Source organism: Megalodesulfovibrio gigas DSM 1382 = ATCC 19364, from assembly GCF_000468495.1.
Lineage (GTDB): Bacteria > Desulfobacterota > Desulfovibrionia > Desulfovibrionales > Desulfovibrionaceae > Megalodesulfovibrio > Megalodesulfovibrio gigas.
On the sequence record NC_022444.1, the window covers coordinates 179688 to 194738 of the forward strand.

Annotated in this window: 8 protein-coding genes; 3 read left to right on the plus strand and 5 right to left on the minus strand. The window is 64.9% G+C overall.

From position 1 onward, the window contains the following. The first annotated feature begins 19 nt into the window (after positions 1–19). On the plus strand, positions 20–3484 hold the full coding sequence (locus tag DGI_RS00800) for an ATP-binding cassette domain-containing protein (RefSeq protein ID WP_027192894.1): 3465 nt from the start codon (positions 20–22) through the stop codon (positions 3482–3484). On the opposite strand, the gene DGI_RS16725 is transcribed toward DGI_RS00800, so the two are convergent. The 5 genes from DGI_RS16725 to DGI_RS00825 form a co-directional block, all read right to left on the minus strand. Beyond that, positions 3438–6152, minus strand: coding sequence for an ATP-binding protein (locus DGI_RS16725; RefSeq protein ID WP_021758699.1), 2715 nt, complete (start codon positions 6150–6152; stop codon positions 3438–3440). The genes DGI_RS00800 and DGI_RS16725 overlap by 47 nt on opposite strands. 319 nt (positions 6153–6471) lie before the next feature. After that, complete coding sequence (locus DGI_RS00810) at positions 6472–7350, minus strand: hypothetical protein (protein WP_144284072.1); 879 nt, start codon at positions 7348–7350, stop codon at positions 6472–6474. Between the two features lie 240 nt (positions 7351–7590). Continuing rightward, positions 7591–8505, minus strand: coding sequence for a transglutaminase family protein (locus DGI_RS00815; protein ID WP_021758701.1), 915 nt, complete (start codon positions 8503–8505; stop codon positions 7591–7593). Positions 8506–8508: 3 nt separating this feature from the next. Then, positions 8509–9606, minus strand: coding sequence for an alpha-E domain-containing protein (locus tag DGI_RS00820; RefSeq protein ID WP_021758702.1), 1098 nt, complete (start codon positions 9604–9606; stop codon positions 8509–8511). A 6-nt stretch (positions 9607–9612) separates the two neighbouring features. Beyond that, the gene (locus DGI_RS00825; protein WP_021758703.1) at positions 9613–11061 is read right to left on the minus strand and encodes a circularly permuted type 2 ATP-grasp protein; all 1449 of its coding nucleotides are present in this window, start codon (positions 11059–11061) and stop codon (positions 9613–9615) included. 259 nt (positions 11062–11320) lie between these two features. Between DGI_RS00825 and DGI_RS00830 the strand changes: the two genes are divergently transcribed. Then, positions 11321–12550, plus strand: coding sequence for an SGNH/GDSL hydrolase family protein (locus tag DGI_RS00830; protein WP_027192896.1), 1230 nt, complete (start codon positions 11321–11323; stop codon positions 12548–12550). 259 nt (positions 12551–12809) lie between these two features. Then, positions 12810–14933 carry a putative bifunctional diguanylate cyclase/phosphodiesterase gene (locus DGI_RS00835; protein WP_051286307.1) on the plus strand — a complete coding sequence of 708 codons (2124 nt, stop codon included), beginning with the start codon at positions 12810–12812 and terminating at the stop codon, positions 14931–14933. The last annotated feature ends 118 nt before the right edge of the window (positions 14934–15051 follow it).

Below are 15051 nucleotides of genomic sequence, written 5' to 3' on the forward strand. Positions count from 1 at the left end.
GCCCGCTCGCGGGGACTGCATGACCTCCACGCCCCTCCCCGTTTCCAGCTCCGGCGCCGCACCCGCGCTTGCTTCCGCCCATGTTTTGCCGGATGCCGCCACCCGGCAGGCCCTGGAAAACAGCCTGGCCATGGAGGTGCTGCGGCTGTTCGCCTTCATCGCCGGGCCGCAGGGGCCGGCCAGCGCCGTCACCGCCCAGGAGCGGGCCTTCATTGTCGGCTTTTTCGAGACGTTTTTCCCGCGCGACGTCACCGCCTTTTTCCTGGCCCGCTTTGAGGAACGCCGCCGGGAACAGGCTGCCGCCGAAGGCGCATCCCCCCGCGAGACCACCGAGGCCTTTGCCCAGCGCCTGAACCAGCGCCTGGACTATCCGGAAAAGATCTTCTGCCTGCTCACCCTGTACGGCTTTCTGGCCTCGGACCGCACCCAGGAACTGCCCCTGCGGGCCGTGCGGTCCATTGCCGCCCTGCTGCGCATCGAAAACCGGGATCTGGCCTTCATCGAACACCACTTCGGCCTGGCCGAAGCCCCGGCGCGGGTCCTGGCCCGGTCCAACATCCTGGCCCTGAACATCACCGGCGACCCGGAAACCGCAGATGTGTACCTGCCCTTCCCGGGCCTGGATCTAGTGGTGTACAAGATCCAGACAACCTACTGCATCCACAAAAAAAATGACCTGTACAAGGTCACGGCCGAAGGCATCAACCTGCGGCACAACTTCTCCACCCGCATCTCCCAGCACGTGGGCCTGCACATTGAGGACCACTCCCTGCGCTACCACGACCTGTTGCTGCACTTCCGCAACAAGGTCCGCCCGCTGGAAGCCTCCCTGTACCTGGCCCAGCGCGGCGTGGAGCTGCGCATCACCCCCGAGCGGCCGGAAAACGCCCTGGCCCGGGTGGACATCCACGGCTCCCACATCATCCTCTCCGTGCTCAATGCCGAACAGGGCGTCATCACCCGCAACGGCCAGCCCGTGCACACCTGGCGGCATCTGACCCTCAACGACGTGGTCCACTGCAACGGCTTCCGCCTGGACCCGCGCGAACTCTTCTATTCCGTCAGCGGCAACCAGGAAGTGGCCCTGCCGGAAGACGCCCAGGACCAGGACCAGGAGGAACCCGGCCTGGTGGTGACCAACGACATCAAGGGCGACATCTTCATCCAGGACGCCCTGCCAGACAAATGGACCGCCCGCCTCAGAAAGGAAGCCCACGGCTGGCGCTTCGTGCCCCTCACCTGCCCCTATCAGGCCTACGTGAACGGTCACGCCCGGGCCGGCAGCCTGCACCTGGCCCCCGGGCAGACGCTTTTCATCCACAATGCCTTCCTCACCCCCCAGGCAAACGGCCGCACCGTGCGCACCCGGCTCTTCAGCTTCCGCCATCTGGTGGCGGACCGGGTGACCTACCGCTTCGGCGACGGCGACCCCGCCCTGGATGAGATCAGTTTTTCGGTGGACTATGGGGAAATGGCGTGCATCATGGGCCCCAGCGGCTGCGGCAAGTCCACCCTGCTCAAGGCCCTGTGCGGCCTGCTCACCCCGGATTCAGGCACCGTGAAGCTGGACAGCTTCGACCTCCACCGCCAGTTCCCCCGCCTGCGGGACTACATCGGCTACGTGCCCCAGGAAGACTTGCTCCTGCCCAACCTCACGGTGTGGGAGAACCTGTACTACCACGCCCGGCTGCGATTCCCCGAACTCCCCCGGCCCGAAGTGGAAGCCCGCCTGGATGCCGTGCTGGCCTCCATCCGGCTGCGGGACAAAAAACACCAGCGCGTGGGAGCCCTGGAAGACGCCATGCTTTCCGGCGGCGAACGCAAGCGCCTGCACATCGGCCTGGAGCTGCTGGCCGGCGCGGCGGTGTATTTTCTGGACGAGCCCACCTCGGGCCTGTCCTCCTCGGATTCGGACAATATCATGGAATTGCTGGCGGATATCGCCCTGTCCGGCAAGATCGTGGTGGCCGTCATCCATCAGCCAAGCTCACGCATCTACAAGAGCTTCGACAAGGCCTGCATCCTGGACCACGGCGGCCGGCTGGCTTTCTTTGGCCCGCCTTCCCGGGCGCTGGAATACTTCCAGCATCACGATGTGCCCCTGGAAGAAGGCCTGCTGGGCGAGGTGGAATGCCCCCACTGCAAGCGCGTGCAGCCGGAAAGTCTGCTGCAGGTCATGGAGGAAAGCCTGCGGGACATTGACGGCGCGCTGCTGGGCGAACGTAAATACTCCCCCCTGTACTGGAAGCGCCGCTTCCGGCGCACGGTGGTCAGCTCCTGGGTGCGCAGTGTGCAGCTGCCCATGCAGCACGAGCTGCCCCCCGCCCGGGTACCCAGCAGCGCCGAACGCTGGACCCAGTTTCTCACCCTGGCCGGCCGCACCTTCCGCCACAAAATGCGCGACCGCGCCAACCTGGGCATCACCTTCCTGGCCGCCCCGCTGCTGGCCCTGGGGGCCGGCTTCATCATGAAGTACACCCCGGGCGCCGAGTATTCCCTGTACACCAACGACCTCTTTCCCTCTTTCCTCTTTGTGGCCGTCATCTCCACCCTGTTCCTGTCCCTGACCAACAGCGTGGACGAGGTCATCGGCGACGGCGCGCTTTTTTTGCGCGAGCGCATGCTGCACATTCCGCGGCGCCTGTACCTGACGGCCAAGCTGCTGGTGCTGATGTGCTTTGCCGTGCTGCAGAACGTGCTGTTCGTGCTGTCGAGCTTTCTGATGCTCGAAGTGCGCGAGCTGTACTGGGAGTACGTGGTCGCCCTCACCTGCCTGTCCCTGTGCGGCGTGTCCCTGGGGCTGTGCATCTCCTCGGTGCCCAAGCTCTCTTCACGGGCAGCGCTCAATACCGCGCCCCTGGCCCTCATCCCGCAAATCATCCTGGGCGGTGCGCTCATCGAATACGAGCGCATGAACCGGGATCTGCGCTTTTCCGACAGTTCGCCCATCCCGGAGATCTGCCAGATCATGCCCTCGCGCTGGGCCTACGAAGGCCTGGTGGTGCTGCAGGAGACCCGCAACAGCTACGACACCACCCATGACGCCATGGCTGCAGCCTTCAAAGCCTTCAAGTACAAGCGAGAGACCCTCATCCAGACTCGGGGCGAAGCCTGGTACGCAGCCCACGAAGCCCAGATGCAGCAGGATCTGGACAGTTTCCGCCAGTCCCGCAAACATCGCCATGGCAACAAGAACATTCATGACGCCGTGAGCCTCGGCGAGCAGCGCCGCAAGGACCTGGACGCCGACGGACGGGCCGACGCCGCCCAGCCCCTCTTCGTGCGGGCCAAACCCGTGCCCGGCCTCCTGGCTTGGCTGCCAGGACTGGCGGAGCGGCAGATTCCCACCCCCATCTACAACATGCTTGTCTTGCTGTTTTTCTCGCTTGTCCTGCACCTGGCATCCCTGGGCCTGCTGCACTGGCGCGAAGCGCTGCTCACGGGCCGTTGGCGGCCAACCCGGCTGCTGCGCTGGAGGCGATGACCCCCGGGGCCAGCGCGTCCCGTATTGCCTGGATCAACGTCTCGATGGCTGCCGGCTTGGCGATGTAGCCGTTCATGCCTGCATCCAGAAACATCTCCCGGTCGCCGAGCATGGCATAGGCGGTCATGGCGATGATGGGCAGCCGGGCCTGTTCCTCCCCGACCTCGCCCCTGCGAATCGCCCGCGTGGCCTCGACGCCGTCCAGCACCGGCATCTGCACATCCATCAGCACCACATCGAACCGTTCCCGGCGCAGGATGTCCAGGGCCTGCTGCCCATCCTCCGCCACCGCCACCGTGGCCCCGGCAGCAGCAAGCAGCTTGACGGCGACCATGGCCCCCACCCGGTCATCCTCAGCCACCAGCACGCGAAGCCCGGCCAGCGAGCCGGGTTCGGGCGCTGCTGCCGGAACAACCGCCGCCGCCTGCGTCTCGTCGGCGGAGTCTGGCAGGTCGAAGGTGATGCAGAAGTGCACGGCGGTGCCCTCACCGGGCGCGCTGTCCACCATAATCTCACCGCCCATGAGCTCCACCAGCCGCTTGCAGATGGCCAATCCCAGCCCGGCCCCCTGGTACTGGCGGGTAAAGCCGTTGGTGGTTTGCGCAAACGGCTTGAACAACTGGCCCCTATTCTGCGGCGTGATGCCGATGCCCGTATCCGTCACGGAAAAAAGCGCCCGCACCTGCCCCGGCTGCCGTGCCGCCAGGGGATATGCCTCGATGGTGACACTGCCCGCCGGGGTGAACTTGAGCGCATTGCCCACAAGATTGATGAGGACCTGCTGCAGCCGGATGGCGTCCCCCAGCAGGGGCCGGGCCAGCGCCGGGTCCAGATGGAAGCGAAGCGCCACCTTGGCGTCCCTGGTGGTGGCCAGAAACAGGTCCCCAAGATGCGAGAACACCTCTTCGATGCGCATGGATTCGACGACGATGGACATCTTGCCCGCCTCGATGCGGGAGAGGTCCAGAATGTCGCTCAACAGCCGCGTGAGCCGCTTGCAGGACTGCAACGCCGTGGTCACGTATTCGCTCTGTTCGGCGTCCAGCCCGTCGATGTCGAGCAGTTGCAGCATGCCCATAATGCCATTGAGGGGCGTGCGGATCTCGTGACTCATGTTTGCCAGAAACTCGGACTTGGCCTTGCTGGCCAGTTCGGCGGCGTCCTTGGCCTGGGCCAGCAGGACTCTGGTCTCGTGCTCCTCGGTCACGTCCCGGTAGATGGACATGTTCATGGGCCTGCTGCTGTGGCGCAGGCGGCGGCCGGTCACGTCCACCCAACGGCTTTCGCCGCCCTTGCGCAGGATCCGGAAATGATACCGCACTTCTTCGGCCTGCCCGGACAACCGGGCCAGCAGGCTTTGCCGCACGGTCTCCCGGTCGTCCGGGTGCACCATCTCCCACATCTGCGCCGGCGACATGGCGTAGATTTCCTCGGCGCTATAGTCCAGCAGCCTGCAAAAGGCCGGGTTAACCCAGCTGATGCGCGGCGGCATCCCTTCCTGCACTGCGATGGCATCCATGGAGTGCTCGAACAGGGTCCGGTAGCGCTCCTCACTTTCCTGCAGGGCATGTTCGGCGTTCTCGCGGTCGGCGCGGTCGCGCTCCAGGGCCTGGGCCATGTGGTCCACGGCCTGGGCCAGCACCCCCAGGGAGCCGCTGCCGCCAGTCAGACCCGTGCGGGCCGAGAGCTCGCCCGCGCCCAGACGCTGCGCCACCTGGGCCAGCCGGGAGACCTTGTCCTGAATGCCATATTTGCCCACCAGCATGGCGAATACCGTGGAGGCCAACAGCGAGACCACCAGCCACACGAGATACTGCCTGGTGACAGCATCGGCCTGGCTGAGGATATACTTCTCGGAAATGCCGACAAAGATGTTCAGATACGGCGCATCGCCCCCAAGAGAAACCCGCCTGAGCGCATACACCCGGCGCACGCCTTCAGTGCTGGTTCCGGTGAACAGGAGCTGCCGGGGGGCATCGCGCACCCGGTTCCAGACTTCCGGCGCAATCATCTGACCGACAGTCGCCTGCCCCTGGACAGGATAGCGATACAGCCGCCGGCCTTCACGGTCGGCCAAGCCCACGAAGGAATCCGGCGGCAACCGGGCTCCGTCAAACACCGTGGCCATGTCCTGCAGCCGCAAGGTGGCGATGAGCACGCCGGACAGGTCCCCCTCGGCATTGCGCACGGGATGGGCACAGGGCAGAATCTGCACCTTGCTGACCTTGCCCAGGGCGTATTCGCCCACGGCAAACCCGCCCGTGGTCATGACCGCCTGGAACTCCTTGCGGTCCGACAGGTTCTGCCGGGTGAAGGGAAGCGCCGAGGCCAGGGCCTCGCCGTCCGCGGCCATGAGGGCAAAATTCACGTAGTTGGGATTGGCAAGCAACACATTGCGAAACAACTGCGTGCAGGCGGGCACATCCAGGGCGCGCACGGCGGGGTCCTCGGCCAGGGCCGCCAGGACGGTCCGAATGCGGGCGGTTTCCCCTTCCTGCTGATGGGCATAGTATTCCGCCAGACGCAGAGTGGTCAGGCCGGCCTCCTCAATCTCGTGCCGCCGGAGTTCCAGGCCCGAGCCAAGAACCACAGCCAGCACGGGGAAGACCCCAGCCAGCACCACCAGCATCAGGTTGAGCCGGACCGATCCCGGGAGGCCGATCAGCATGGGCCTGCCTCCATGAACCCGTCATGCCCGCCGCAATGCAACAGCGGTTCGCCCAGGAACGACGCAGCACTGCACCCAATGGCCCGGGCAGCCCGCTTTACTGGCGTGGCGCAATGATCGTCCGCCATATTCCCCCCCATGGCATCCGTTCGCACCCGCTCGCACCCGTTCGCACCGGGTGCGGCCGACCGTACATGCACACAACACGGCACCGGTCTCAGTTTGTTCCAGCATAGGCCTCATGACGGACTTGCTGCAACCGATTTCTGTATTTCCTGTGCGGGAAAATACGCAGCGCGGGGGTATTCCCGGGAGGCCCTCAGGGCGTTTGCATCATCAGCGTGGTGATGGCAGGCACCGCCACAGCCCCCGCCCCTGGCCAGCCGGCAAGACGGGCAGCCAGCCACCACATGGCCTTGGCCTTTTGGATGCACTGCAGCTTGTGAGTGTGGGCGCAGTCGTCAATTTCAAAATCGCAGTCCTCGGGATGGGCTGTGCACCAGTCTTCGCACCACTCGCAGGCATCGGTCATGGTCGGGTGGGCCACGCCGGCCGGGTCGTGCATTTCGATGTCCGCAAAATCGAACAGCACCTTGTTGTGCTCGCGGACGTACTGGCGCACCTGTTCGACGTTGCTCGTCCACTGGGCGGAGCCGCCATCGGTGTGACCAGTCTGATAGATGAAGCGCATGGACGGGAATTCGCCTTCCAGCGTGTTCAACGCCTGCAGGTAGGTATTGATTTCCGCCGAACCGTATTCCGACATCTGGCCGCAAAACGCCCACATGGAGGCGTTATACCGGCCCAGGCCGGCCACATACCGGGTTCTGGCCAGTCCATCGGCGCTTGCCCAGTAGAGTTCCGGCGTCACGTAGTCGTCGGCCGGCTGCTCCCCAAATTCGGGTTGTCCGTCAAAGATGCGCAACGCCGTGGACGGCACGGGCGGGGGCCAGTCCGGGTTGTCCCAGGCGCTACGGACCTCGATGGCGTAGGTGGCGTTGATGGTCTGGAGCACCCCCAGGCCGGACATGATCTGGCTGCCGTGGGACGTGTGCCCGTAGTGGATGGCCAGGGCCTTGGCCTTGGCAAGCCAGACGGGCGGGATGCGGGAGTATTCCTGCACCGCGCGATGATCGGCGACGATGCCCCCGGCGTGCGCCGCCAGGAACATGCCCCCCAGCAGCAACAGCGTATGCAAGCACACAAGCATCCGAAAACAGAGCACATTATGGAACCGTTTACCTGAAGTCGCACGCATATGACTCCCCCCGGAGGCTGGTTGACAACGGCTGGCAACACATTTCCCGCCATGCCGATTCTGAAGCCAAGCGCAGGTGGTGTCAATGGCAAACCGCAGGCGCAGCCGGGAGTCCGTGGCGGGCCAATGCGCAGTGCGCACCATGTGTTGCGGAAGGAATGGGGGGTTGGGGAACTGTTTTTATCGTGTAAAAAGTGTCCCCCCGGGCTCGGTGCCTGCGGCAGGCTCCAGCTCGCGAATCTCCACCGCATGCTCCAGCACCGCCGCGGCTCCAGTGCCACGGAAGCTGCCCGTGACGGGCATGGTGTCTTCCCAGCAGGGAGCCGCCGCCACGGCCACATGGCGATCCGCCACCAGCAGTCCGTGCGTGGGATCGAACCCCCGCCAGCCGCCGCCGGGGACGTAGACCTCGGCCCAGGCATGCAGGTCGCGCTCGCTGTCGGCGCCATCGGCGTCTGTGTCGATGGCCGGGTGCTGATAGCCGGAAACGAACCGCGCCGGCAGCCCTTGCGTCCGGCAGCAGTCCATGAACACCAGGGCCATGTCTCGGCAGGCGGCGCCTCCCGCGGCGAGCACCGCCGCCGGCCCCAGCACGCCCGACTCCCGGCGGGTCACGGTTTCGATGCGCTGGTGAAGCAGCCCGCACAATCGGGTACAGAACCCTAGGGCGTCTTGGGCGGCCTGCCCTCCCGCCTCCCTCGCCAGCATGGAGACCGCCGCCACATCCTCCGGCTCCCGGAACGCCCGCACCAGGGCCGGGGCCAGGGCCTGCGTAGCGGAGGAGTCAGCCGGCTGGCCTGGCTGGTCTGGCGACTCTGGCAGGAAATCGAAGGGGTTGGCCCGCAGGGTCTCCACCACGCAGGTGGTGTGAATCTCCAGCATCGCCGTCATGTCCAGAAACCAGCACCGGTGCACGGCATTGCCCAGGGCATCCAGATGATGCGACATGGCCTGGGCCGCTGGCAGGACACCCAGGGAGAAGGCCTCCAGCCGCTGGGCCGGGTCTCCCCGCGGCGTCAGCCGCACGGTGTGCGGTTCCAGGAACACCGGCCCGGAAAAGCGGTACACGGTGCGGTGTTCAATGGCCAGGCGCACGCCTCAGGCCCCGCTCTGGGTCTGGGTCTGCGTGGTGACCCCGACCCCGGATTCGGCCTCATCCTCGTCCGGCTTCACGGCGTCATCGTCTTCTTCGCTGGGGATGGCGAAAAAGCGCCGGGTCAGCGAGCCGTGCACGCGGTTCACCTCGGTCTGCAGGTCGTCGATGGACTGATGCAGGCCCTTTTTGAACAGCCCCTCCATGGTGGTATAGGTCAAATCCGCCACCAGCCGGCCCAGGATGCGTTCCGGCTCGGTCATGCGGCCGGCCTCCGGGGCGCAGGGCTCGGCCGCGCCGCTCACCAGTTGCAGGGAGCGCAAGGCCTCCCGCAGGCAGTACAGGGCCGAACGCGGGAAGCAGCGGTCCAGCAGCAGGAATTCCGCCACCCACCGCGGCCGGATGCGGCCGTAATGATGCCGGTATTCCTCGAAGGCCGACGCCGAGCGCAAGAGCGCCCCCCACTGGATGTCGTCCAGGGCGCTGCCCACGTACGCCAGATCCGGCAGGAGGATGAAGTATTTGACATCCAGGATGCGCGAGGTCTTGTCCGCCCGTTCCAGCATGCGGCCCAGGTTGAAGAAATGCCAGCCCTCGCCGCGACGCATGCCGGATTCGGCCAGCCCGCTCAGGAGCAGACACTTCATCTTCAGCGTTTCGCAAAAGTAGTATGGATTGCTAAACACGGTCTCGGGCGTCCGGGCCACGTCCTCCACCTGATGGTAGATGGTGTTCAGCTGCTCCCACATCTCCGGCGGCAAGGCGTCGCGCACGGTGCGGGCGTTTTCCCGGGCATAGCGCAGGCAGTTGCGGATGGAGTTGGGATATTCCTCGTCAAACGCCAGAAACTGGATCACATGCTCGCGGCTGGAGCAGGGATAGTGTTCGTCGAACCGCTCCTGATCTCCGGTAATCATCACCAGCGGCCGCCACTGGCTGCCGCGGCCCCCGGCGCAATCGTTCTCGGCCTGCTCGGAGTGCATGTCCGCCACGGGCAGATCCAGGGAAAGATGCCAGTTGACCTCGATGAACCGCGCGATGTGCTCGGCGCGCTCCAGGTTGCGACTCATCCAGTAGATGGACTCGGCGACTCGGCTGAGCATGGCTGGCTACGCCTCCGCAGGGTCTTCGGACAAGACCCAGGTGTCTTTGCTGCCCCCGCCCTGGGAGGAATTCACCACCAGCGACCCCTTGCGCAGGGCCACACGGGTGAGCCCCCCGGGCAGGACGTTGATGCGATCACCGTAAATGATGTACGGCCGCAGATCCACATGCCGCCCCTCGAAGCAATCCCCGTCGATGACCGGCACCCGCGACAGCTGGATGGTGGGCTGGGCGATGTAATTGCGGGGGTTTGCCTGGATGCGGCGGGCGAACTCCTCGCGCTCGGCCTTGGTGGAGGCCGGTCCCACCAGCATGCCGTAGCCGCCGGACTCGTTGGCCGCCTTGACCACCATGGTCTCCAGGTTGGCCAGCACATGCTGTCGGTGCACCTGCTGCCAGCACAGGAAGGTCTCCACATTGGGGACGATGGCATCCTCCCCCAGGTAGTATTTGATGATCTTTGGCGCAAAGGCATAGATGACCTTGTCATCCGCCACGCCCGTGCCCGGGGCGTTGGCCAAGCTCACGCGGCCGGCGCGGTAAGCCTCCATGATGCCCGGCACGCCCAGCAGCGATTCCGGGCGGAAGGCCTTGGGATCCAGAAAATCATCGTTGATGCGCCGGTAAATCACATGCACCCGCTTGAGCCCGCGCGTGGTGCGCAGGTGCACGTAGCCGTCACGCACCACCATGTCGCGGCCCTCGGCAAGCTCCAGGCCGGTTTGCTGGGCCAGGAAGGAATGCTCGAAATAGGCGGAATTGAACGCGCCGGGCGTCAGCAGCGCGCCCAGGGGTTCATCCACTCCGGCCGGGGCGATGTGGTGGAGCATATCCAGCAGCTGCACGGGATAGGCGTCCACCGGCCGCACCTTAAGGGCCGGGAAGATCTCCGGGAAGGTCCGCTTCATCAGGTGCCGGTTGGCCAGCACGTAGGACACGCCGGACGGACAGCGCAGGTTGTCCTCCAGCACGTAATACTGGCCGTCGCCGCCGCGGACGAGGTCGGTCCCGGTAATGTGGCACCAGATGCCCTTGGGCGGCGTGAAGCCCCGGCAGGCCTGATGATAATCCGTGGCAGACTCCACCAGATCCCGCGGCACCACGCCATCCTTGAGAATCTTCTGCTCGTTGTAGATGTCTTGCAAAAAAAGATTCAGGGCGGCGATGCGCTGGGCCAGGCCACGCTCCAGCATGTCCCAGTCCGCAGCCGAGACCACACGGGGAATGACGTCGAAGGGGAAAATTTTTTCAGACCCGTCAGAATGGCCATACACGGTGAAGGTGATGCCCAGATCGTACAAAGCCTGCTCGGCTGCCGCCTGCCGCCGCCGCAGTTCGCCAGGGGGCAGCCGCTCCAGGAACTCGGCCAGCCGTCGGGCGCCGGGCCTGGGCGTGCCGTCAGCGGCGAACAGCTCGTCGTAATAGCCGTCGGTGTTGTACTGTTGAAAGTCCACGCGCGCCCTCACTCTTTACAAATTTGAATAAACAGATACGTGCGGAACAGTCATTATGTCTTCTGTTTGCAACATTTGTCCAATTGCGTCAACTTGGCTCTTTGCCGGCGCACAGTCGCGGCGCGTGGTCCGGTTGACACGATCCTGAGCCGCTGTGTATTGATTACCCCAATATACTCTTGGCATCTCATGTCCCGACTCAGCTCCCGGTGCCGTGTCATGCGTTGCACCACACCTCCCGTGCAAAGGACCGATCCTGATGAGCACCTTGCGCAAAACATTGCTGCACTGCTGTATCCTCGTTGCCATCACTGCCCTGTGCATTGAAGCCGGGAGTCTCGTGTTCATCGCCGCCACGCAGGGGCGCTTCCATTACGCCACGCCGCCGCATCAGATCGCCGGCAGCCAGCAATGGACCATCCAGGACACCAAACTGCATCCCTACTTCGGCTATTACTCCTGGCTGGCAGATTTCCCGCCCGTGCCCGGCACGGCCAACGCAACAGCCAACGACCAGGAAGCCCTGATCGGCATTTTCGGTGGGTCCGTGGCGCAGGGGCTATATGTCACCCAGACGCAGACCAATGTCCTGCGCGATGCCCTGCAGGCCCTGCCCCGCTATGCCGGCAGGCGCGTACGCATCGTCAACTTTGCCCATTCCGGCTACAAACAGCCGCAGCAGTTGAATGTCCTCAACTACTACCTGGCCAACGGCATGAAGCTTGACGCCATCATTCTGGTGGATGGGGTGAACGAGATCGGCTTCAACACCGTAAATTTCTTGCACGGCATGGACAGTTCCATGCCCATGTCGCCCGTGTTCAGCGACCTGGTGCGCCAGTGCACCACCAGTGAGGCCGTGGACGCAACCGCCTGCCGACAGGTGGAGGTCAAAAACCAGGCCGCCCGCTGGCAGGCCACCGCCGAGCAAAGCACCCTGGCCTCCGGGCACCTGCTGTATGCCATGCTGGCCAAGCGCGCCCGCGCCCGCTACTGGCTCCTGAGCAAGCAGCCCCGCCCCCAGGACAACGCCACCGGGCTGGTGTCCTATGTGCCAGGGGACACCGCGATGGATGACGACGACGCCCTGGAACGCAGCGTTCAGACCTGGCGGTTCTGCAGTCTGGCCATGCTCCAGGCCGCCCGGCTGGCCGGCGTGGAGGTGTTCGAGTTCATCCAGCCCAACCAGTATTTCAAAACAGACCGGGTCCTGACCGAAGAGGAACGCGCTGCCGCCCTGGACCAACAATCCATCATGGTGCGCAGCATCCCCCGCGGCTATGCGATGTTCTTTGCTGAAATCGATGCCTTGCGCGCCGCCGGCTTGCGCATCTTCGACATGACCCGGGTATTCGACGAGGTGGAGGAAACCATTTATACCGATACCTGCTGCCACACGAATCTGCAGGGCTATGCGCTGATGGAAGCCTTTATCGCCAAGGTGATGACCAAGGAGCTGGCCGAACCGGCCGCGCCGGCTGCCAACTGATCAGGAGCGCGAACAACGCTTGCCGCCTGCGCAAAAAAGAGGCATTCTGCGCTTTTGGGATCCTCTGCTCCACGGAAACGGGTGTATGCCGCCACTCTTGTCCGACCTGCTCCTTGTGCTGCTCGGCGCCACTCTGGCTCTGGGGGGATGGCGACTGATCCGCGGCCGCCCGTCCCCTGCGGACTCTGCGGCCCCTGCTCCCCTCGCGCCCCTTCCAACAAGTGACGAAGACCTCCCGCCAGCGCACCCGTCCGGGACCATGCCCGGGACCACGCCCGGAACCACGCTGGAACCGCCCGCCACGCAACAGACAGAGCGCAACGACGCCCCGGCGTCCCCTCTGGCCGTTGAAGCCCTGTTTCAGGAACTGCCCCAGCCCCTGCTGCTCCTCAATGCCGCCGGCCGCATCCAGCAGGCCAACCCTGCCGCCCTGGCCCTGCTTGGCGAATCGGCGAAAGCCCTCCAGTCGCGATCCTTCGCCCTGCCGGAAACCGACGCCCCCGTGGCGCTCGTCCTTTCCCGGCCGGGGCTGCCTCCCCTGGAGGTGGAGGCCCACCGCAGCCAGCTGACCTGGCACGGCCAGCCGGGCTGGCTCGTCTCCCTGCAGGATCTCACGGAACGCACCGTCCTGCGCCGGACCCTGGACGACACCGCCGCCCGGCTGCACGTCATTGCGGACCACGCCTGCAGCTGGGAATGCTGGATTCTGCCCCACGGCGCCTATGCCCACGTCAGCCCTTCCTGCGAACGAATCACCGGGTACGAGGCACAGCAGTTTCTTGATGATCCCCTTTTTATTCAAGGTATTGTGGAGGAAGAGGACTTGCAGGCCTGGAAGGATTTCATGCATGCCTCCGCCACTTCCGCCACCCGGGGGGACATCCTGCACCTGGACTATCGCCTGCGGCGCAAGAATGGCCGGCAGGTATGGATTTCGCAAACCAACTGCCCCGTGCATGCCCGGGACGGCAGCCTGCTTGGCCTGCGCACGTCCGCCCAGGACATCACCGCCCGCAAGCAGATGGAACTGGAGCTGCGCCGCCAGACCCTGCACGACCAGCTCACCGGCCTGCCGAACCGCGCCCTTTTTCTGGACCGCCTGGAGCACGCCCGGCTGCGCGCCTCCCGCCGCAGCGACTACTTCTTCGCCCTGTGCTTTCTGGATCTGGACCGTTTCAAGACCATCAACGACTCCCTGGGCCACACCGCCGGCGACAAGGTGCTGGTGGAAGTCACCCGTCGCATCCTGGACAGCATCCGCACCCTGGACACGGTGTCGCGCTTTGGCGGGGACGAATACGCCATCCTGCTGGAGGAGCTGGTCTCCCCCCGCGGAGCCGTGCAGATCGTCAAACGCATCCGCCAACTCATCAGCGAACCTCTGGTGGTGAACGACTCGGAACTGCGCATCACCGCCTCCATGGGTGTGGTGCTCTCGCCCATGGACAACCTGCCTGCCGAAATGCTCCTGCGCAACGCCAACATCGCCCTGCACGCCGCCAAGGAGCAAGGGCGCGACTGCTTCAAGGTCTTCACCAACAAGATGCTGGACCAGGCCGTGATGCTCATGACCATGGAGCAGGAGATGCGCCGCGGCGTGCAGGGAGACGAATTTTTTCTCGTGTTTCAGCCCTTCGTCCACCTGCACACCAGCGAGCTGGTGGGCTTTGAAGCCCTGGTGCGCTGGCGGCACCCCACCCGCGGCCTCATGCCGCCCGGGGCGTTCATCGCCCTGGCCGAGGAGACCGGAGCCATCATCGACCTCGGCTCCATGGTGCTGCACAAGGCCTGCGCGGCCTGGGTGGCCTGGGCCGAACAGTGGCCGGCGGTGCGCAACACCCTCATGAGCGTGAACATTTCCGGCCGGCAATTCTCGCAGTTCGGCTTCCTGGATTCCATCCGCACCGTGCTGGAAAAAACAGGCATGCCCCCCGAACGGCTCAAGCTGGAGATCACCGAAACCGCCATCATGGAAGACGCCGAATCCTCCGCGGAAAAGCTCAGCCGCATCAAGGAAATGGGCATCGCCCTTTCCATAGACGACTTCGGCACCGGCTACTCCTCCATGAGCTACCTGCAGCGCTTCCCCCTGGACAACCTCAAGATAGACCTGAGCTTCATCCGGCTCATGCACGTCTCCCAGGAAAACATGGAGATTGTGCGGGCCATCATCAACCTGGCCCACACCCTGGGCATGGAAGTGGTGGCCGAAGGTGTGGAAGACGCCAGCCAGCGCCGCACCCTGCAGGAACTCAACTGCGAATACGCCCAGGGCTATTTCTACGCCCGCCCCATGCCCGACGACGAGATGCGCGCCTTCCTGGCCGGCCTGGACCAGGAACACCCCGTGGTGACGCCCCTTGCCCTGGCTGCCGCCGATTGACATCCCCTGCCGCACGCCGTTCACACGCGTCCGCATGCTGCCCATGGTCATGGGCATGGTCTTTCTGATGAATCTGTGCCACGATCATCCGAATGTCATGCCCCTGTGACGCAATTGG

What these genes read in the sequence shown, in the direction of transcription:
- DGI_RS00800 (WP_027192894.1), top strand. Translation starts at nt 20, where the DNA reads ATGACCTCCACGCCCCTCCCCGTTTCCAGCTCCGGCGCCGCACCCGCG.
- DGI_RS16725 (WP_021758699.1), bottom strand. Translation starts at nt 6,152, where the DNA reads ATGCTGATCGGCCTCCCGGGATCGGTCCGGCTCAACCTGATGCTGGTG.
- DGI_RS00820 (WP_021758702.1), bottom strand. Translation starts at nt 9,606, where the DNA reads ATGCTCAGCCGAGTCGCCGAGTCCATCTACTGGATGAGTCGCAACCTG.
- DGI_RS00830 (WP_027192896.1), top strand. Translation starts at nt 11,321, where the DNA reads ATGAGCACCTTGCGCAAAACATTGCTGCACTGCTGTATCCTCGTTGCC.
- DGI_RS00835 (WP_051286307.1), top strand. Translation starts at nt 12,810, where the DNA reads ATGCCCGGGACCACGCCCGGAACCACGCTGGAACCGCCCGCCACGCAA.